This window comes from Desulfobulbus elongatus DSM 2908, assembly GCF_000621145.1.
In the GTDB taxonomy this organism is placed as follows: Bacteria; Desulfobacterota; Desulfobulbia; order Desulfobulbales; family Desulfobulbaceae; genus Desulfobulbus; species Desulfobulbus elongatus.
In genome coordinates, this window is the sequence record NZ_JHZB01000014.1 from 15,235 (window position 1) to 33,693 (window position 18,459).

General features: G+C 63.7%; 16 protein-coding genes. 11 read left to right on the forward strand and 5 right to left on the reverse strand.

Annotation, left to right across the window (positions count from 1 at the left end; all coding sequences use genetic code 11):
- Positions 1-107: 107 nt before the first annotated feature.
- The 4 genes from Q362_RS0108180 to Q362_RS0108195 all read right to left on the reverse strand — a co-directional run bounded on the left by Q362_RS0108180 (position 108) and on the right by Q362_RS0108195 (position 4,322).
- Complete coding sequence (locus Q362_RS0108180) at positions 108-680, reverse strand: tetratricopeptide repeat protein (protein WP_028318282.1); 573 nt, start codon at positions 678-680, stop codon at positions 108-110.
- Between the two features lie 106 nt (positions 681-786).
- A complete protein-coding gene (locus tag Q362_RS19795) occupies positions 787-1,629 on the reverse strand; it encodes a class I SAM-dependent methyltransferase (RefSeq protein WP_169737385.1) in 843 nt (280 codons plus the stop codon).
- Between the two features lie 345 nt (positions 1,630-1,974).
- Positions 1,975-3,168: a trans-sulfuration enzyme family protein gene (locus Q362_RS0108190; RefSeq protein ID WP_035216120.1), complete on the reverse strand. Its 1,194-nt coding sequence runs from the start codon at positions 3,166-3,168 to the stop codon at positions 1,975-1,977.
- A gap of 20 nt (positions 3,169-3,188) precedes the next feature.
- On the reverse strand, positions 3,189-4,322 hold the full coding sequence (locus Q362_RS0108195) for an N-acetyldiaminopimelate deacetylase (RefSeq protein WP_028318284.1): 1,134 nt from the start codon (positions 4,320-4,322) through the stop codon (positions 3,189-3,191).
- Between the two features lie 205 nt (positions 4,323-4,527).
- On the opposite strand from Q362_RS0108195, the gene Q362_RS0108200 reads away from it, so the two are divergent.
- Both Q362_RS0108200 and sugE read left to right on the forward strand, forming a co-directional pair.
- Entirely contained in the window at positions 4,528-4,899 is a 372-nt protein-coding gene (locus tag Q362_RS0108200; RefSeq protein WP_028318285.1) for an MliC family protein, read from the forward strand.
- Positions 4,900-5,089: 190 nt separating this feature from the next.
- Positions 5,090-5,410, forward strand: a complete 321-nt coding sequence (gene sugE, locus Q362_RS0108205; RefSeq protein WP_028318286.1) for a quaternary ammonium compound efflux SMR transporter SugE — start codon at positions 5,090-5,092, stop codon at positions 5,408-5,410.
- A 111-nt stretch (positions 5,411-5,521) separates the two neighbouring features.
- On the opposite strand, the gene extKL is transcribed toward sugE, so the two are convergent.
- Positions 5,522-6,745 (reverse strand): multiheme c-type cytochrome (seleno)protein ExtKL, encoded by a 1,224-nt coding sequence (gene extKL, locus Q362_RS22170; protein ID WP_051553909.1) that lies wholly within the window; start codon positions 6,743-6,745, stop codon positions 5,522-5,524.
- A gap of 638 nt (positions 6,746-7,383) precedes the next feature.
- Here extKL and Q362_RS0108215 point away from each other — a divergent pair.
- The 9 genes from Q362_RS0108215 (at position 7,384) to Q362_RS0108260 (ending at position 18,277) form a co-directional block, all read left to right on the forward strand.
- Positions 7,384-8,193 (forward strand): substrate-binding periplasmic protein, encoded by an 810-nt coding sequence (locus Q362_RS0108215; protein WP_028318287.1) that lies wholly within the window; start codon positions 7,384-7,386, stop codon positions 8,191-8,193.
- A 13-nt stretch (positions 8,194-8,206) separates the two neighbouring features.
- Entirely contained in the window at positions 8,207-10,075 is a 1,869-nt protein-coding gene (locus Q362_RS22175) for a diguanylate cyclase domain-containing protein (protein ID WP_051553911.1), read from the forward strand.
- A 40-nt stretch (positions 10,076-10,115) separates the two neighbouring features.
- The gene (locus tag Q362_RS0108225) at positions 10,116-11,480 is read left to right on the forward strand and encodes a hypothetical protein (RefSeq protein WP_169737386.1); all 1,365 of its coding nucleotides are present in this window, start codon (positions 10,116-10,118) and stop codon (positions 11,478-11,480) included.
- Entirely contained in the window at positions 11,477-12,196 is a 720-nt protein-coding gene (locus Q362_RS0108230; protein ID WP_028318289.1) for a hypothetical protein, read from the forward strand. Before Q362_RS0108225 ends, Q362_RS0108230 begins: the two co-directional genes overlap by 4 nt.
- Positions 12,197-12,213: 17 nt before the next feature.
- Complete coding sequence (locus Q362_RS0108235) at positions 12,214-13,254, forward strand: hypothetical protein (protein WP_157469975.1); 1,041 nt, start codon at positions 12,214-12,216, stop codon at positions 13,252-13,254.
- A gap of 57 nt (positions 13,255-13,311) precedes the next feature.
- Positions 13,312-14,541, forward strand: coding sequence for a CaiB/BaiF CoA transferase family protein (locus tag Q362_RS0108240; protein WP_028318291.1), 1,230 nt, complete (start codon positions 13,312-13,314; stop codon positions 14,539-14,541).
- Positions 14,542-14,691: 150 nt separating this feature from the next.
- Positions 14,692-15,696: a hypothetical protein gene (locus tag Q362_RS0108245; RefSeq protein ID WP_157469977.1), complete on the forward strand. Its 1,005-nt coding sequence runs from the start codon at positions 14,692-14,694 to the stop codon at positions 15,694-15,696.
- Between the two features lie 269 nt (positions 15,697-15,965).
- On the forward strand, positions 15,966-17,537 hold the full coding sequence (locus tag Q362_RS24240; RefSeq protein ID WP_211248467.1) for a glycoside hydrolase family protein: 1,572 nt from the start codon (positions 15,966-15,968) through the stop codon (positions 17,535-17,537).
- A gap of 134 nt (positions 17,538-17,671) precedes the next feature.
- Positions 17,672-18,277, forward strand: a complete 606-nt coding sequence (locus Q362_RS0108260; protein ID WP_028318293.1) for an NAD(P)H-dependent oxidoreductase — start codon at positions 17,672-17,674, stop codon at positions 18,275-18,277.
- The last annotated feature ends 182 nt before the right edge of the window (positions 18,278-18,459 follow it).

The following is an 18,459-nucleotide window of genomic DNA, read 5'->3' on the forward strand; positions in this document are numbered from 1 at the left end:
AGCGCAGGGGGCTGTCAAGCGGGAAACCGGTCGTTTTCCGTGCAGAGCAGCGCGCCGTTGTCCGGAAAAAAAGAAACGGGGGGCGGCCGGGAAAGACGGCCGCCACGTCACTGCTTGGGGGGTTCCTTTTCCAACTGGTCGATCAGGTCGGCCACCATCTTGCCGGAGGGCGCTGCCGCCATCGGATGGTATCGGACCAGTATCTTCCACTCGGCCAGAGCGGCCTTGGGATCGTTCAGGCCGGTCAACAGGACCACGCCCTTGTTGAAGCGGGCCTGCTCGTGCTCGGGATTGCTGTGCAGCACCTGGTCGAACAGTTCGACGGCCTTTTGATGCTGGTTGTCCTGGTGGTACATGACCCCGAGATCGGTCATGACGTTGAGATCGCCCGGCAGCAGTTCGAGCGCCTTGTTGTAGGCGGCGATGGCTTGTTTGGCCTGGCCGGTGTCGAAATAGGCGTGGCCCAGTTCCACCCAGGCCTGGCCGTCGGTGGGGTTGTCTTGGGCCGCCTTTTCCAGGGCGGCGATGGCGGCCTCATGCTGGTGGCCGGCTTCCTGGCGGGCATCGGTGGCCGGCGCGCGGTAGGCGGAATACATCACGCCCCCGAGGAAGCCGATGATCAGGGCTGCCGCCACGTACAGATACACTCGTTCTTTCTTGATCATGCCTTTCGGGTCCACGCGGTCACCTGGAAAAAAGGAAATGAGGCTGCACGGCGCAGACTCTGAAGTGGGGAAGATAGCACAGGCGACCCGGAACCGCAACGGGATGAAAAAGCGGGGCGATTTATGCGTCCGGCTCGATCGCCGCATCCAGGCAGATGCGGTGCAGGGCTGGCCCGCAGTGGCCGCAGACCGCCACTTCAAGCAAACGGCACCTGCGGCCGGTCTGCCGGCAGGCCGTCTCGATCATGGCGAGCGCGTCCCTGTGGCAGCCTTTGGCCTGCATGGCGTAGAAATGCAGGGTGCCGCCCGGCCGCAATCCCCGAATGGCGGTAGGCAGCAGGCTTTCGCCGCCGTACGGCAGCACCACGAGCACGCGGTCGAAGCTGCGGCCCGCGACGGGCAGGACCTCGGTCGCATCGCCTGCAAGAAAGTCAACGGTGCGGATGGCGCGATTGGCCGCGAGATTGCGGAGAGCAAGGGCGTGGGCTGCCAGATTCATCTCGATGCCGAGCACCTCGGCGGCCTGGCTGTGCCGGCCGATGATCAGCGGAAAAGGGCCTGCGCCCGAACAAAGCACGGCAACCCGCTCGCCGGGCCGAACCAGGGCTGCGATGCGGGCGCGTTCGTGGGCCAGGCGTACCGAGAAATACCCTCGGGCCAGATCGAGGTGGAGGACGACGCCGTTTTCCCGGTGCACCGTGGTCAGGCGGTGCTCGCCGGCGACGATTCTTAAAGGGAGGGTGCGGAAGGTGCCGCCGTACTGGCCATCGCGCCGGGCCACCACCCGGAGGGGCGGGTGCAACTCCAGAAGGATGGCACCGATCTCACCTGCCAGCAGCTCCAACTCCGGCACGACGGAGACCACGGCGATGTCGCCCACCCGGTCGAACCCGCCCGGTAGCCTGGCCGGATCGATGTCGGGAAAGCGGGCCGCCAACAGCGGACGCAGGCGCATGGTGTTCATTGGTCGCGGACGGGAATCAGGCATGGCTGCGGGGTCAGCTCGCCCGATTCAGGCTGGAGACAGCCGCTTCCCCCGCAACGGTACGGCCGGAAGGAAACCTGCGGTCTGAAAAGACAGGATTTTTTTGTATTCATGAAAAAATGCCTTGCAAAGGAGACGACATGTGGGCCAGGACCGCCAGCGCAAAGACAATAATAGCGCCCCACTGGATTTCCACCAGAAAAATGCTCGATCAAGAGAGGGCGCAACTCCGCATGCCTCCTGAACATGGTGATGCTGCTGCTCGATGAATCCGGAACGATCGGTCCGATATGGCAACACGTTCTGTATTCGCGCAAGGCTGCGTTATCCCAAGGCTGCTTGCAGCGCCTGTTCGAGATCGGCGATGATGTCCTCCACGTTCTCGATGCCGACCGAGAGGCGGACCTGACTGGGGGTGATGTCCGCGGCGGCCAGTTCTTCAGGGGTGAAATGGGCGTGGGTCATGGAAGCCGGGTGTTCGAGCAGGGATTCCACCCCGCCCAGGCTGACCGCCAGCCGGACAAGGTTGAGCCGGTCGACGAATTCCTTGGTTTGTGCAAAGGTGGCGTTCAACTCAAAGGAGATCATCCCGCCGAACAGGCGCATCTGTTTCCTGGCGACCTCGTGGCCGGAGAGGGAGGCGAGGCCGGGGTAATGGACCTTGGCGACGAAGGGCGAAGCCGCCAGATAATCGGCGATCTTGGCCGCATTTTCGCAATGCCTGGCCATGCGCACCGGCAACGTGGCCAGGCCGCGCAGGACGAGAAAGGCGTTGTCCGGGGCCGCGACCGCACCGGTGGCCATTTCGATGCCGGTGGTGCGGACCTGGGTCATGTCGGCTCTGGAACCAAGAATGCAGCCGCCCAGAACGTCGCTGTGACCGCCCATGTACTTGGTCATCGAGTGAACGACGATATCAGCGCCCAGGGTAAGCGGATTCTGCAGATACGGCGTGGCGAAGGTGTTGTCGATGACGATGCGGATGTCCCTGTTGATATCGTGAACGAGCCGGGCGATGTCGGCGATGTCGTTCACCTTGAGGGTCGGATTGCAGGGGCTCTCAAAGTACACGATGGCGGTGGCGGGGCGTAGCGAATTTCTGACCAGCCCGTGATTGCCGAAATCGACGAAGGTGACCTCGACCCCGAATTTGGTCAGGACGTGCTCCATGAGACCGTGGGTGTCACCGTAGAGGGCCGTGTCCGCAAGCACATGATCGCCGGCCTTGAGGAAGGTCCACATCACGGTGGAAACGGCGCCTATGCCGCTGGCCGTGACCACGCAGTCCTCGGCCTGCTCCAAGGCGGCGATCCGGCGTTCGAGGGCGGCATTGGTCGGATTGCCGAGCCGGGTATATATATAGGCGCCCCCTTCGCCCGAGAAAATTTTCCTGCCCCGCTCGTCGGATTCAGCGATGTTGCGGAAGGCGAAGGTGCTGGCGCGATAGACCGGCTCGGTGACGCTGCCGTACTGGTCGTGGGACGCTCCTGCGTGGATGGCTTCGGTATCGATGTTCATGATCTCCCTCCAGGTTGTTTTCAGTGCAGACTGGACAGATATTCGCCGATGAACCTGACGGCCGGTTCGATGACGCTTTCATCCGGAGCGAATGTGTCGGAGTGGAGCACCACGCCCCTGTCCGCCCCGCCGACCCCGAGCCAGAACATCATCCCCGGAATATGATTGACGATGTAGCCGAAATCCTCGGCGGTCATGGTGATCTCCGCCTCCTGGAATCGAAACGCGGGATGCGCCTTGGCATAGGCAATGAAGCGGTTGGTCAGTTCCTCGTTGTTGTCGACCGGCAGATAGGCGCCGCTCTCGATGGCCACCTCGACCTGCGCCCCGGCCGCCAGCGCCACTCCCTCGGCGATTTCGCGGATGCGCTTGTGGGCGAATTCCATGGTCGTGGCCGTCAACACGCGCAGGGTGCCTTCGAGGGTACAACTGGCGGCGACCGAGTTCGGCTGCGTGCCGCCGGCAATGCGGCCAAAGGTCAGTACGCTGCCTTCGCGTGGATTGAGGTTGCGTGAAACGAGCGTTTGGATTTCCATGATGAAAGCGCCTGCGGCGGCGATCGCGTCAATCGTCTTGTGGGGCATGGCGGCGTGCCCGGCCTTGCCGTTGAACGTGACGACCACGGTGCTGGAGCTGGCAAAGAGGGTGCCGGCCTTGGTGGCGATGGTGCCGAGCGGGTATTCGGGCGAGACGTGCAGGGCGTAGAATTCGCTGACCTTGTATTGGGCGAACGCACCCGCGTCATAAAGAGCCTTGGCGCCGCCGCCACCTTCTTCGGCGGGCTGAAAGAGGACGACGAAATTATTTTTCCGTGGTTGGGCGAGCAGTTGCTCGAGCACGCCCAAACCAATCGTCATGTGGACGTCATGACCGCAGGCGTGCATGAATCCCTCGTGTTTCGAGGCAAAAGGCAAGCCCGTTTCTTCCTTGACGGCCAGTCCGTCCATGTCGGCCCGCCAGCCGATGGTCTTCTCCGGGGCGGTGCCGGGGAGAAAGACGACGATGCCGGTCTGGCCGCGGGTGACTTCAACGCCTAGGTGATCTTTGGTCAGCCCGCCGATGATGCGAAAAAGATAGTCGCTGGTTTCGCGCTCGTGGAAACAGACTTCCGGGATCTGATGGAGATCGTGTCTGATTTGGATGAGATCCAACATGGTCGCCCTCCCTGTGCTGTGCCGGTTGTACACGATCAATGAAGAAGGCCCGGAACGCTTGCCGCGAGCCGTCATGCTGGGCAAGAGACCTGGCGGTGTGTATGATAACCGAGGAGGGTTCGTTGCCGGCCTGCCGGTCGATCCGAATCCCGTCGGGGAATGGAACGGATGGAGCTGTGTTTGCCGATAGTGCAGAGGTGATTACATGAAAGGAAGATGGCTGTCTGTATCGTTACTGTTGTCTGTCTCTCTTGTTTTGGTCGGTTGCGCAACAAAAAACGATGCGGCGTTGCGTATTGTCCTGGGAGAAAAATACACGTACAGTTGCATTGATGGAACAAAAATCAGGGCTCAGTTCGGCGGATTGTCGGATGACAGTCTTCATTTCGCCCGGATCAGCCTACCTGACGGCAGAAAATACACCTTGCCGCAATTGGTGTCGGCATCGGGGGCCAGGTACAGCGACGAGCGCGAACTGGAATTCTGGATCAAGGGAGAGGCCGTGACGATAAGAAGAATGAATGAGGACGGCGTCTGGGAAGTGGTGGCGGAAGGGAAGACGGAACCGCATCAATAAAAAAACAGCAGCGGGGCAGGCCGAACGGGAAGGAAAAGAGCGGCATCTCTGATATGCTTCGGGTTGATGCCGGCAGGCGGGCCGCCCTTGCCGGTGCAAGCGGATGTCAGGCCGAGCGGCCAACACCAGGGACGACCTTGGCGTTTTTTCCAATCGCGGGGACGGCCCCGCAGGACAAAAAAACCGTATTATGAACTGGCTGTTGTTATTTGTCGCAGGTCTTCTCGAGGTGGTCTGGGCCGTCGGCCTGAAGCATACCGCAGGCTTTACCCGGCTCATGCCATCGCTCCTCACCCTCGGCGCCATGGGCGCCAGCTTCTATTTCCTCAGCGCCGCCCTGCGAACGCTGCCCCTGGGCACCGCGTACGCCGTCTGGGTCGGCATCGGCGCGGTGGGTACGTCCATCGCAGGCATTATCCTCTTCCACGAAGCGGTCACCCCGTTGAAGCTGGTCAGCTTGGTCCTGGTCATTGCCGGCATCATGGGACTCAAGCTGGCGAGCGCCGCCTGAAACCCGGGGTATTCCCGGTTGCCGGGAGATAACGGTATCCGGCAGGCATCGGCAGCAGCGGACCCCGGCACAGCCGGCCGGAGTCCGCTGCTGCCTGTCAGGACATCGCGTCTAGCGCTTCAGGCTCACTTCCCTGGTTACCTTGTGGATCGGGAATTCGGCCTCGGGTATGCCGGGCAATTGCCGGAAAGTGAGGGTCGCCTCGACCACGGCTTCCTCCACCCCGTCCGGCAGTTTTACCTCGATGGTTTCCTTTTTGGGTACAAAGGGTTGCAGGCTGGTGTCGCGCATCAGGGTCAGCTTGCGGTTGGCCGCATAGACCATGGTGTTGTCGTCATAGCCCAGCTTGTGCTGCGGCATGTAGGTTTTGGTGTCCGCAAACAGCTCCTTGCCGTCCTTGGTGCGCACCTTGAAATCCAGGGTGACCCGGTTGGGCGACGGACAACCGTCGGGGAAGCGGTGGCCGATCCGGCTCACCACCTCGCTGTTGATCACCACCATGGGGATGAAATTCTTGGCGTCCGGTTTCATGCGGTAGCCGATGGTGGTCAGGTTGAGGTCGATCCATTCCTGCAGGCGTTTGGAGGTCTGGGCCGGGTCCTGATAGTTGGGCGGGAAGCGGTGGCCGCCCTCCTTCTTCATGTGGCATTCCTGGCACGATTCGGTGCCACCCATGGGCACGTAGAATTGCTGATGGCTGTCGAAGGTGGAGGTGCACCACATCGGCTCGTCGTAGTGCTGCACATTCGGCCCCTGATGGCACTGGGCGCAGAAGACCGGATCGCGCAGCATTTCGCTCTTGGCCGCCGCGGTGAAAACCGCATCGCCGTGCGGGCCGACGTGCTTCGGCCCGTAGATGACGCCGGGCTGGGGATTGCCGTCGCGGAACTTGCGGATGATGGCATTGCGGTTGTGGCAGACGATGCAGGTGATCTGGAGCTTGTTCAGCACCTCCTCGTTGCCGTCGACGATGGCCTTGGCGATTTCGTCGGCGACCTTGTCCGAGGCGTCCATCATCTGCGGCAGATGGCATTCGACGCAGGGCTTGAGGAACTCCTTGGTGGTGGGCGCGACCTCGCGGGATTTTTTCAGCTCCGTGTCCCGTGAATTGACATAGCCCTGGAAGGTGGCCAGCGTCCTGCCGATGGGGCCGAGCATCGGCTTGGCGTGGAGCGACTGTTCCCACTGGCCGTAGATTTCCGGATGGCACTCCTTGCACCGCGACGAGTCGTACTGGCGCACCAGTTCGTCGAGGGTTTGCGCCTCCTTGGCCGGCGAGACGACAGGCAGCGCCGCCACCATCAAGACTGCGAGTACTCCCTGAATCAATTTCATGCGCTCCTCCTTGTCGATGGATGGTTGCCATGCACGATCCCGTTGCGGATCGTCCCACGGATGACAGCGGATTCGGTGTCCGCTGCGGATTGCTGTCTGGTCGGGAGCCGGACGAGCCGGCGGGCGGGGAGGGGATGGGGGGAAGCTGGGCAATGGCCGCAAACGGATTCGTGACGGCCGCGGCACGGAGGTCGGCATGTCACCGGTCGACCTGTCTGCGCTCCATTGCCTGTTGACGCCATGGTCGTCTCCCGAAAAGGGGTTGTGGGAGCGGTGCCGATGCGGTCTCGTTTTCTGCCGGCACGATGCGATAACTATGACAAATCGGTATGTACCGGTCAATATTTTTTCTGGCCATGCCAGGGGGCGTATCCTTCTTTGTGGGCATTGGAGCGACGGCGAATCCAATGGGGAGAGTGCCTTCGGCACCGTTGGCCGAAATCAGGGGCAAGATACGGTGATGGCATGAAAAATTGACATATTTTGACCGATTCTCTATACTTTTTCATAAGCGTCACGTTTTGCCTACACGAACATCTGCCCTTCCGCCGCGTCGGCTCTTCATCGTTGCCGCGCCACGGGGAGGTAAAGAGTGCCGCCCGTACGTACTGGAGGGCGACGCCGACCAAGGAGGCAGGATGAAAGCATGGACGTTGTTGCTGCTGTTCGTTGTCCTGATCGTGCCGCCGGTCCGGTCCGCCGGCTCCGATGTCGCCCCGGACAGGCTGGCCCGGGTGCTGCAAAGCGGCAGGCTGCGGGTGTGTATCTGGCCCGATTATTACGGCATCAGTTACCGGAATCCGAAAACCCTGCAGCTTGCCGGCATCGATGTCGACCTGGCGCGGGAGTTGGCCCGCGACCTGAGTGAAGGAGTTCAGGTGGAATTTGTCGACAGTTCCTTTGCCCGGCTAATCGACGACGTGGTCGCCGACCGCTGCGACATCGCCATGTTCGCCATCGCCATCACTCCCGATCGTGCGGAAAAGCTGTACTTCACCCAACCGCATCTGCACAGCGACGTGTACGCCATCACCACCCGGAGCAATCGGCGCATCCGGCAATGGAGCGATATCGACCGTCCCGGCGTGGTGGTGGCGGTGGCCAAGGGGACCCTGCACGAGCCGCTGATGCGCGATCGGCTCCGGCAGGCCCGGCTGGTGGTGCTGAACACGCCGTTCGCCCGCGAACAGGAGGTGGAGGCGGGCCGCGCCGACGTGTTCATGACCGATTATCCCTACAGCCAGCGGATGCTGGCCAATTCCGACTGGACCCGGCTGGTGGCGCCCGCCTCCCCCTACGCGGTGATGCCCTATGCCTACGCCATGGCTCCCGGCGATGGCCGCTGGCACCAGCGCGTCGAACGCTTCATCCGGGACATAAAGCAAGACGGACGTCTGCTGGCGATAGCCCGGCGCTACCACCTCGAAGCCATCGTCAAACCCGACTGACCGGTTGCGCTCCATGGCCCTGCGTCGCGCCCTGCGTGCCAACATCGCCTTCGCAATCCTGATGATGCTGATCGTGTGCGCCGCCGTTGCCGGACTCACCTACGTCATCCACCGCCAGAAGAGCACCGCCCTCGCCGAGGCGCTGGCGCACAGCTCCCTGCGGACGCGGGCCTTCGAGGAACATCTGAGCCGCAGTCTGGAAACCGTTCAGCGGCTCGTCGAGTTCATGGCCGTGGGATCGAAGCCCGAAGAGATGAATGCGCATCTCCGACTGGCCCTGCGCCAGGTTCCCTTCCTGCGTTCGTTATCCCTGCTGGACGACGGGGGACGCATCGTCGCCAGCTCGAACGACGGCAATGTCGGGCTGCGGGTGGCAACCGGAGACTATTATCCGCCGGAGCTTTCCTCCGACACCGCCGCCCTGCGGATCGGCCTTCCCTGGGCCGGCCGCGATTTTGTCGAGGGGGAGCCAGTGTCGGCGGCAAATCCCCTGCCTGCGGACGGTCTCGGCTTCATACCGGTCCTCTGTCGCGCCCGATCCCGCGATGGCACCGTGCGGATAATGGCCGCCCTCAACCCTGATTCGATACTCAACTATTTCACCCAGTGGCTGACGCCGGACGAAGGATTTGCCGAGGTTTTGCGTTATGACCTGGTCCTGTTGCTGACCACCGGCACGACTGTTCTCACCGGCGGACAGCACGGCGACCGGGTGTTGGCGCGGCTGTTGCGTGAAGCCGAAATCGGCCGGTATCATGGCGAACAGGAAGGGACGAAGCAAACGGTCACCGCTTTCCGGGCCGCGCGGCATTTTCCGCTGGTGGTGGTGACCCACCTGTATCGCGACCAGGCCCTGGCGGGTTGGCGGCAGGAGTGCGGCAGGATGCTGCTGCTGGCGATCCCGGCGCTGCTGGCCGTGTTCTATCTGGCCGCCGTCCTGTACCGGCGGCAGCAGCGCGTCGCCGCCGAGCGGGAAGCGGTCCGGCGGCACGACTACGAACGCCTGGCCGCCACGGTGTTTGAAACGGTTCTGGAGGCGGTTGTGGTCACCGATGGCGAGCGCCGTATTGTGGCGGTGAATCCGGCCTTTACCCGGATCACCGGCTACAGCGCCGAAGAAGTGGTCGGGGCGGATCTCTCCCTTTTGGCCAGCGGCTACCACACCGATGAGTTTCTCCAGGCCATGCAGCACTCGTTGGCCACCCAGGGGCGTTGGGAGGGGGAGGTTCGTAATCGACGCAAAAACGGAGAAATATTTGTGGCGTGGCAGTCGATCAGCCAGGTGCGCGACGACAGCGGCCGCATCGTCCATCAGGTGACCGGGCTGTCCGACATCACCGATTACTGTGCCGAGGCCGAGCGCATCTCCCATCTGGCCCATCACGATCTGCTCACCGGCCTGCCCAACCGGGCGCTGCTGCTCGACCGTCTGCGCCAGGGGATCCGCCAGGCACACCGCGATTCCAGGCACCTGGTGCTGCTCTTCCTCGATCTCGACAAGTTCAAACCGGTCAACGATCGGCTCGGTCATACCGTGGGCGACCGCCTGCTGCAGGTGCTGGCGGACCGGCTCAGGCGGGAGGTGCGCGCTGCCGACACCCTGGCTCGGCTGGGCGGGGACGAATTTGTCGTTGTGCTCCATGCGGTCAAAAACATCCGGGCCGGCGCGGTGGTGGCGGAAAAGGTCCGCCGGGCGGTGGAGCAGCCGTTTCTGATCGGCGCGCACACGGTCACCGTTTCGGCGAGCATAGGAGTTGCCGTGTATCCCGACCACGCCGAGGATGAGGAACGGCTGCTCGCCTGCGCCGACAAGGCCATGTACCGGGCCAAGGCAGCGGGCGGCAACCGGTTCGAGGTGTGGCGGGAAGGCGGGGAAGAGTGAGCGGACAAAAGCGCCCATCATGCCGGGGAAGCCGGTGGAGATGAACGGCATGACCGGATGGCTGCGGCGACTTTTTCCCCGTGCGCACGCGACCGCAGCCGGGTTGCCTTCCCTCCTGCCGCTGCTGTTGCCGCTTTTCTGTCTCCCCTGGTTTTTTTCCCTCCCCGGCGTCTATCTCTTCGACGACTACATCACCCCCCTGAATGATCCCGCCTCCCAGGGACTGGGCGCGTTCCTGGCGCAGTTGGGTGCCACCATCAGGCCTTTGACCAAATTGACCTATGCGGTGGAAGCCTCCCTGGGCCTGGATACGGTCGATTGCCGGCGGATCGTGCAGATAGCGATGCACGCGGGCAACGGGGTCCTCTTCTTGCTCCTGCTCCGGCGACTGGTCCCGGAGCACAGACAGGACATGCCGTTGCTGTTGGCCGTGGCCGCGCTCTACCTGCTCCATCCGATCCAGGCGGAGAAGGTGCTCGCCGTCGCCGGTCGCCCGACCCTGCTGATGGAAGGCCTGCTCCTGGGGGCGATGCTCGCCGCGGCCGGGGGACGGTATGCCGCCGCCATGCTGCTGTTTGCCGCCAGCCTGCTGGCCAGGGAGACGGCCCTGGTATTCCTGCCGCTGCTGGCAATGCTGCTGCCAGCCTCGCGGGATCGGGAGCGGTGGCTGCTTGCGCTCGTGACCGTGCTGGTCGTCGGCCTGTTGGCGGCTGTGCCGCGCTACCGGGCTCTTTTCGATTTCTCCTTTGCAGCGCGGGATGTGGCGTCCAGTTGCATCCAGCAGGTTTCTGCCCTTCCCCTCGGTTTTTCACTCTATTTCGCCCCCTGGAACCTGAGCATCGACCACGGCGAGCACTTGGCGGCCAGCGCCGGCGATCCGCTCTTTCTCGGCGGTGTCCTGAATTACATTTTTTTGCTATCGCTCGCGTGCTACGGCGGCCGTCGGGGCAGGCTCGCGGCCCTGTGGATCCTGGCCGCCATCATGCCCACGCAGAGTTGCATCCCGAAGCTGGATGCACTCACCGAGCGGCCGTTTGCCCTGGCCCTGCCCGGCTGCCTGCTCTGTCTGCTGTGGCTGGGCCGCCGCATCGTGACGGCCAGGATGCCCCGCCCGGTCATGGCCGGTGCCCTGGTCGCGACAATTGCGGTACTGGCCGTTGCGACGGCCACGCGGTCGTTGCTGTACCGGAATGAGTCGGCTATATGGAAAGATGCGATGGTAAAGAGCGCAACCAACATCCGCCCCCATCTCAACTCTGCGGCGCTGTTGATCGGCGAAGGCAGGACCGGCGAGGCGCGGGCCGTCCTGCTCCGCGCCTGGGCGATCGACCCGTTCGACGCCGAACTGGCGGACGCGCTGCAACACATGCAATATCAACAATTGCTCAAGGAAAACGATCAATGAAACGCCTGTTGCCGATGGTGTTGTTGTTCTCGCTGGTTCCGGCGGGGCACGCGGAGGTCTCCTGCATCAAGAAGGACAAATCCTGCGACCGCAAGGAGCAGTGCATGTATGAGCGACAGATCGAGATGAAGAAACAACTGCAAACCCTGTATGGCGATGCCGATTTGCGGAAGCAGGCTGTGGATCTGGCCACCAAGGAGTATCCGGGAAAGGATCAGGTCACGTTGATCCAGCGGTCGCACCGGGCCCGCGACATTTTCCAGGAATTGTTCGAGAAAAAGGTCATGGACGGCAAGACCATCAAGCTGACGAAATGCGGTGATCAGCCGAGCGACAACCCGGGTATCAGAAATCCATACTCCATGTACACCGACCAGAACTGCGACATCCACTACGTCAACGATCGGGATCAGGAGGCCAGCAAGGAGGAGGCGCTGGCCCTCAACACCTGCGCGGAGTTCAATGCCGCCGCCCGCGTCCATGAACTCTGGCACGTGAACCGCTGCCAGTGGGCCAAGGCGAATCCATCGGAACCCGCTGCCGACCGCCGGGATCTCGACACCTATATCAATGAGGAAAAGCAGGCGTATCAGCACGAGATTTCCTATCTCGAGGAAGAAAAATCGTGGCAGAAGCAGCGCTGCACCCCGACAAAGCAGCAGGCCAAGAATGCCGGAAAAACAATCCAGCAGCTGATGAATCAGCTCGGACTCTAAGCGGAACGAGGCGCGCGATGAGACAGACGATGGCGGCGGTCATGGCCGTTCTGCTGATGGGGGAATGGGCGGCGGCCAAAAGCATTGCGGTCACGAAGTTCGAAGAGATCGACGATGCCGGGGCGGCCTACGAGGCTCGCTGCGTCCGGGGCCAGACAAACGAGGACGAGTGCCGCTCGCTCAGGGCGCTGCTCTACCTCGCTCTGGAGGACGAGCTGAGGGTGATGCAATGGACCAACACCGAGGACAACATCGAACCGGCGATCAGGGCACTGAGGGTGCCGGACAGGGATGTGCAGTTGAGAGCTCTGCAGGTGATCGGCAAATGGCCGCAGCATCCGGAGGTGCAGCAGGCGGTCCGCCCCTTTCTGCTGGATGCGAGTCCGCTGCAGGCCTATACCGCCGCGAAGATTCTGGAGCGCTCCCCTGACCAGGGGGTGGCGCGGGTGGCGAAGCAGTTGCTCGCCAATCGCGGGCCAACGATGCATAGCGGCACCCTGCCACTGTATGCCGGCGCCGAACACCCGAACTTTGCGGAACACGGGCTGCAAAAATATCCGCACAGCACGCCCCTGGATCTGGCCGATGTCTATGCGGACGGGTACAGGGCCGCCGGTTTCGCCACCACCGATCCCGTGGAGCAGGTGCTGGCCTTTTATCGCGGGGCGACCGGGCAGAATGCAATGGACCGCGCCGAGTTCGACCGCAGGAGAGCGGCGTCGCAGCAGGCTGTGGAGGGCAAGTTGGCCGGCAATGCCAAACTGAAGGAAATCGAGGCGCTGGCCAAGAAATTCGCAGAGACGATGGCCCCGGCCATCCTGACCAGGGTGGAGGAACTGAGCAAGGAAATCACCGCCTCAGCCTCCGCCGATATCATTGGCGAGGCCCTGTTCAAGCTGACCCCGCCGCCGGGGCACAGCGGCGATCCGGCCCTCGAGGGCGGGCACTATTTCTTTGTCGCCACGAAGAACGAGGTGCCGGTGCAAATGGTCCTGGTCTATGTTGACGACTATCTCGCCAGGACGGTCATCCAGCTGGCCTGGGCCCTGGTCCAGTGACCGGGCCGTCCATCCCTGTTTTTCGGCCCGAGCGGCTGATACACCTCGGAGGTCTCCATGGACAGTGAGCGACACCAACAGCGGGAAGCTGCTGCCTTGCCCCTGGCGGGCCTGCGGGTACTGGAACTGGGGCATAATATCATGGGACCGGCCTGCGGGCTGATCCTGGCCGATCTGGGAGCCGAGGTCTACAAGGTCGAGCGGCCGGGCAGGGGCGACGATACCCGCTGGCTGCAGGGGTTCGGCGCCGGCTTCTTCACCTGTTTCAACCGCAATAAAAAAAGCCTGGGCATCGATCTCAAGCACGACCGGGGGCGGGATCTCTTTCTCCGGCTGGTGGAACGGGTCGATGTGCTGATCGAGAATTTCGCCCCCGGCACCGTCGACCGGCTCGGCATCGGTGCCGATGTTTGTCGCCGCCGCAACCCCCGCCTGATTTTCTGTGCGCTGAAGGGCTTCATGCCCGGCCCCTACGCCCACCGCCCGGCCCTGGACGAGGTGGTGCAGATGATGGCCGGACTGGCCTACATGACCGGGCCGAGCGGCAAGCCGATGCGGGCCGGCGCCTCGGTCACCGACGTTCTCAGCGGCGGCTTCGGCGCAATCGGCATCCTCGCCGCCCTGCTCCAACGGCAGCAGACCGGCCTGGGCCAGGTGGTGCAGGCCTCGCTGTTCGAATCGGTGGCCTTCCTCATGGGGCAGCACATGGCCGGGGCGGCGGTGTCCGGGCAGGTGCCGCCGCCCATGCCGGAGCGCGGCCGCACCTGGTCCGTGTACGAGCTGTTTACCACCAGCGACCACCAGCAGGTCTTCGTCGGTATCACCTCGGACCGGCACTGGCGGCGATTCTGCGCCACCTTCGGCTTCGACGACTGGGCCGGGGATGCGAGGCTGGCCACCAATCAGGACCGACTCGAGGCGCGCTCCTGGTTTTTTCCCGAATTGCAGGAGCGGCTGCACCGGTTGAGCAAGGCCGAACTGATGGCCCTGGCCGAGCGGGCGGGCATCCCCTTTGCTCCGGTGAACGGGCCGGTCGATCTGTGGGACGATCCCCATATGAACGTATCCGGCGGACTGGCAGAAACCGAGACGCCGGGCGGCGGGCGGGTCAAGCTGCCCAAGCTGCCGCTGCGCCTCGACGGCCGTTCCTTTGACCTTCGCCTGCAACCGCCGGAGGTCGGCGAAGGGGCGGCCGATATCCTGCAACTGGCCGGCGTGTCCGACGACGAACTCGAGCAACTGATGGCGGCGGGCATCGTGGCGGTGCGGCCCTGCCGGCCGGCATGAACGGAGTCATCTGCCGCTTGCAATGAGCGAGAGAGGGGCGGAATGTCGCTGACGGGTTGTTTATCCGCGCTGGTTGTCCTCGTGTTTTTGATGACGGCGCCGCCCGGTGCCGGTGCCGCACCCCTGACCTGCCGGGAGATACAGTCCCATATGGACGGGCTGAAGCTGACCATCAGGAAGGCTGCCGGCAAGGAGGCTGCCGCGCGGGCCAGGGCCGAGCTTGACCGTCTGACCGCGCAGGCGGCCCAGGTCTGCGCAGCTCAAGGCACAGCCGAGGCATCCGCTCGGAAAGGTCCGGCAAAGAGCAAGAAAGCCGTTTCGGAAGGCGTGACCAAAGCCAAGGTGGCCACTCCAAAAGGCGCGGCCAAAGTCAAAGGCGCTGCCCCCAAAGGGGCGGATGCGGGCAATGCCGGGATCGCGGACCAGAAAGACGTTCTTTTTCCTCAAGCCGTCGTGGGGCAGGCCGAAACGCCGGAGGAGGAATCCCGCCGCCGGCGGGACATGATCAACCGGCTCGGCCAGCCGGTGCCCGGTCTGCCCAGGACGGGAGCGGGCACGGTGATGCGCGCCATCCCCCTCGAAGGGATGATCGTGATCGAAGGCGCCACCGCCTCGACCCTGTACGGCAAGGTCAGGCAGGAACTGAGCTATACCATTCGGGAGACCTTTGTCGGCAACCTGATCGTCAGCCGATCCCGGAACCCGGGCACGGGCCGCTCCGGCAGCCGCGAGGACTACGTCATCCAGACCCTGTCCACCGAGATCGACGTCGAACGCTTCAGCGGCCGGGGCTGCGCCAAATACACCGGCTCCCCGCCGGTGTGCACCCAATGGCACCGCATCGACCTGTGGCAGATCGCCGACGGCGAAGAGTATCCCGGCAGGGCCGATGGCGTGGTCACCGCAACCAGCGACGGCCGGGGGATGATCCTCCGGGTCGATGGCCCGGTTATCGAGTTCGGTTCCTCCGAGGGGCCGGTGGGTATCAGGTCCGGTTGCGGCGGCACGCTCAGGATGGCGGTCAGCCGTGACGAAGTCGGGCAGTGGCTGCGCCGCCAGACCGTGCGGATCAAGCGGGAGACGGGCAAAACCGTGCCCGGCTGCCGCCCCGGTTCCTCCCTCACCCTGGAGTTGCGCATCGGGCCCGATGCGTGACCGGCGACGGAGTCGGCGTTGAGCGGCCAAAGATTCCCAGGGGGATTCGGCGGGACTGACAGCAACCGAGGTCGAGGCACACTGTCGAGTGGATAGAATTTCTATCCGTTTCCTCTTCGTTTTTTCTCGCTTGCCTTTCCCGGGGAAACAGCGAATACTCGTCGACTGCGGATGGGGGCGGCGCCATCGGCCCGTCCCCGCCCCCACACCCAAGGGAGCGGATCCGCAGTATTTTTCTTGAACCTATATTTTCTGCATCGGAGGACGCAATGGCACGAGATCTTCGTCAGGCGGTGGAACTGATCAAGTCATTCGAGGGCATTTCGGACGGCGATCCGGCCACGGTGAACCTCGATCCCTATCTGTGCCCCGCCGGCTACTGGACCATCGGCTGGGGCCATGTGGTGATCGACCCGCGCGGCAAGATGCTCAAGGGCGCGGAAAACAGGGAATCGGCCCGCGCCGTCTATCCCGATGGCATCACCAGGGCCGAGGCCGACGTGCTGCTGGACGACGATGTCCGCCGCTTCGCCGCCGGCGTCGAGCGGCTCGTCAAGGTTCCGGTCGGCGACAACCAGTTCTGCGCCCTGATCAGCTTCGCCTACAACGTTGGCATCGGCGCCCTGGAGAAATCGACCCTGCTCCGCCTGTTGAACGAGGGCGCCCTCGATCAGGTGCCGGCCCAGATGCTGCGCTGGACCAAATCGGGCGGCAAGGAGCTGGCGGGGCTCAAGCGCCGGCGCGAGGCCGAGGCGCAGTTGTGGCAAACGGTGGCCGTTGCCGCAGCCGGTGCCCCTTGCGGCGAAGGGGCGGGGACCGCCCCGGCCGAACATCGGGGCGAACCCGTGCTTGCCAAGGATGGCACCATGCTGTTTCTGACCAATCGGTATCCTGCGGGGCCCCTGCAAACCGATCCGGGGCGGGCGTTTGTCTTCGATCTGCACAACAATGCCCCCTCGAACGTGGTGTTCGCCTGCCGGCGCGACGCCGACGGCGCCATCACCACCATCGGCCGCGATCAGTTCATGCTGGAGCTGAAACAATCGCCCTACCGGCAACTGCTGTTTTACATCCACGGCTACTCCAACCTGCCCGAGGACGTGTTCAAGGCCGCCGGCGAATTTCAGCAACTCTGCAACGACAGGAACAACCGGGAAGTGCTGATCATTCCGGTGATCTGGCCCTGCGACAACGATTTCGGCATCGTCAAGGACTACTGGGACGATCAGAAGGCGGCGGATGCCAGCGCCACCTCCTTCGCCCGCGCCCTGCAACGGTTCGTCGAGTGGCGCAATTCCGCCAGCAACGACCCGGAAAACGATCCCTGCCTCAAGCGGATCAATGTCCTGGCGCATTCCATGGGCAACCGGGTGCTGCGCGAAGCCCTGTCCGCCTGGGACAGGTACGACCTGGCCGACGGCGTGCCCCTGCTGTTCCGCAACACCTTCCTGGTGGCGGCGGACATCGAGAACGAGTCCATTCATCGCGGTGAACGGGGCCAGCTCATCTGCGACGCCTCGCGCAATGTCGTCGTCTACTTCGCTTCCGACGACATGGCCCTGCGCAGCAGCAAGGCGGCCAACCTGAAAAACAAGATCGCCTCCCGCCGGCTCGGCCACAGCGGCCCGGAGGACATGCACCTGACGCCGAACAACGTCTACGCCGTGGACTGCGACGACGTCAACAATGTCTACGACTTCCCCAAGGGACACAGCTATTTCCGCAGCGGCAGGACACCGGGCCGGGCTGGCGTGGTCTTCGACCATATCTTCGAGTGTCTGCGCACCGGCCGCGTTTTCCCCGAGGATCCGGACCGGCGGACCACGATTCTGCGCGAATAGGCCGTGTTTCATTCACCCCGGCGTCCGACCCGGCATCCCGGTCCATCCTCCGGGATGCCGTTTTGTTGTGGTGCGGCTTCCCCTGTCGATCGACGACCGGCGCCGGGCCGGCGACGGAATACTGGAGACAACCGATGATGATTGTACTGATTGTGGCGCATCCCCGGGAGAGGAGCTTCAACCATGCCATTGCCCGGACAGCGGCGGACCGGTTGCGGGCCAACGGCCATGCGGTCATGGAACATGACCTGTACCGGGAGGGATTCGATCCCCTGTTGCCCGGTGGCGAGATTCCGCGCGGCGCCTCCCTGCCGCCGCTGGTTGCGCGCCACTGCGCCGAGATTGCCGAGGCCGACGGCATTGTCATCGTTCATCCCAACTGGTGGGGCATGCCGCCGGCCATTTTGAAAGGATGGGTGGATCGGGTTCTCCGGCCGGGGGTGGCCTACGAATTCGTGGCCGGCGATTCCGGCGAGGGCGTGCCGGTGGGCCTGCTCAAGGCCCGCGCCGCCCTGGTGTTCAACACCTCGAACACCGAGGCCGAGCGCGAGCGCACGGTGTTCGGCGATCCCTTGGAAACCATCTGGAAAAACTGCATCTTTGGCCTCTGCGGCGTGCGCGGGTTCCAGCGTCGAACCTTCGGTGTCGTGGTGACCGGCAGCGAGGCCCAGCGGGCCGCGTGGCTGGCGGAGGTCGAGGCCATCGTCGACAGCCATTTCCCGGCGGTGCAGCGACACTGAAATCGGCCGGGATCGTTTCGCCGCCCGGGCGATGGTCGTCCGGCTGGCCCGCGGGAGGCAGCGTTCTTTTGTCGTTGTTGCGGACGGCTGTCTGCTCCTGCGCCGAACAGCCGCGCTCTATGCGCGCCGCGTCGGTCCCAGCGCCAGCCGCTGCCTTGCCGCCAGGACATCCAGCCAATTTT

Coding starts and splice junctions, on each gene's coding strand:
- Q362_RS19795 (WP_169737385.1), bottom strand. CDS start 1,629: ATGAACACCATGCGCCTGCGTCCGCTGTTGGCGGCCCGCTTTCCCGAC.
- Q362_RS0108190 (WP_035216120.1), bottom strand. CDS start 3,168: ATGAACATCGATACCGAAGCCATCCACGCAGGAGCGTCCCACGACCAG.
- Q362_RS0108195 (WP_028318284.1), bottom strand. CDS start 4,322: ATGTTGGATCTCATCCAAATCAGACACGATCTCCATCAGATCCCGGAA.
- Q362_RS0108200 (WP_028318285.1), top strand. CDS start 4,528: ATGAAAGGAAGATGGCTGTCTGTATCGTTACTGTTGTCTGTCTCTCTT.
- sugE (WP_028318286.1), top strand. CDS start 5,090: ATGAACTGGCTGTTGTTATTTGTCGCAGGTCTTCTCGAGGTGGTCTGG.
- extKL (WP_051553909.1), bottom strand. CDS start 6,745: ATGAAATTGATTCAGGGAGTACTCGCAGTCTTGATGGTGGCGGCGCTG.
- Q362_RS0108215 (WP_028318287.1), top strand. CDS start 7,384: ATGAAAGCATGGACGTTGTTGCTGCTGTTCGTTGTCCTGATCGTGCCG.
- Q362_RS22175 (WP_051553911.1), top strand. CDS start 8,207: ATGGCCCTGCGTCGCGCCCTGCGTGCCAACATCGCCTTCGCAATCCTG.
- Q362_RS0108225 (WP_169737386.1), top strand. CDS start 10,116: ATGAACGGCATGACCGGATGGCTGCGGCGACTTTTTCCCCGTGCGCAC.
- Q362_RS0108230 (WP_028318289.1), top strand. CDS start 11,477: ATGAAACGCCTGTTGCCGATGGTGTTGTTGTTCTCGCTGGTTCCGGCG.
- Q362_RS0108235 (WP_157469975.1), top strand. CDS start 12,214: ATGAGACAGACGATGGCGGCGGTCATGGCCGTTCTGCTGATGGGGGAA.
- Q362_RS0108240 (WP_028318291.1), top strand. CDS start 13,312: ATGGACAGTGAGCGACACCAACAGCGGGAAGCTGCTGCCTTGCCCCTG.
- Q362_RS0108245 (WP_157469977.1), top strand. CDS start 14,692: ATGGACGGGCTGAAGCTGACCATCAGGAAGGCTGCCGGCAAGGAGGCT.
- Q362_RS24240 (WP_211248467.1), top strand. CDS start 15,966: ATGGCACGAGATCTTCGTCAGGCGGTGGAACTGATCAAGTCATTCGAG.
- Q362_RS0108260 (WP_028318293.1), top strand. CDS start 17,672: ATGATGATTGTACTGATTGTGGCGCATCCCCGGGAGAGGAGCTTCAAC.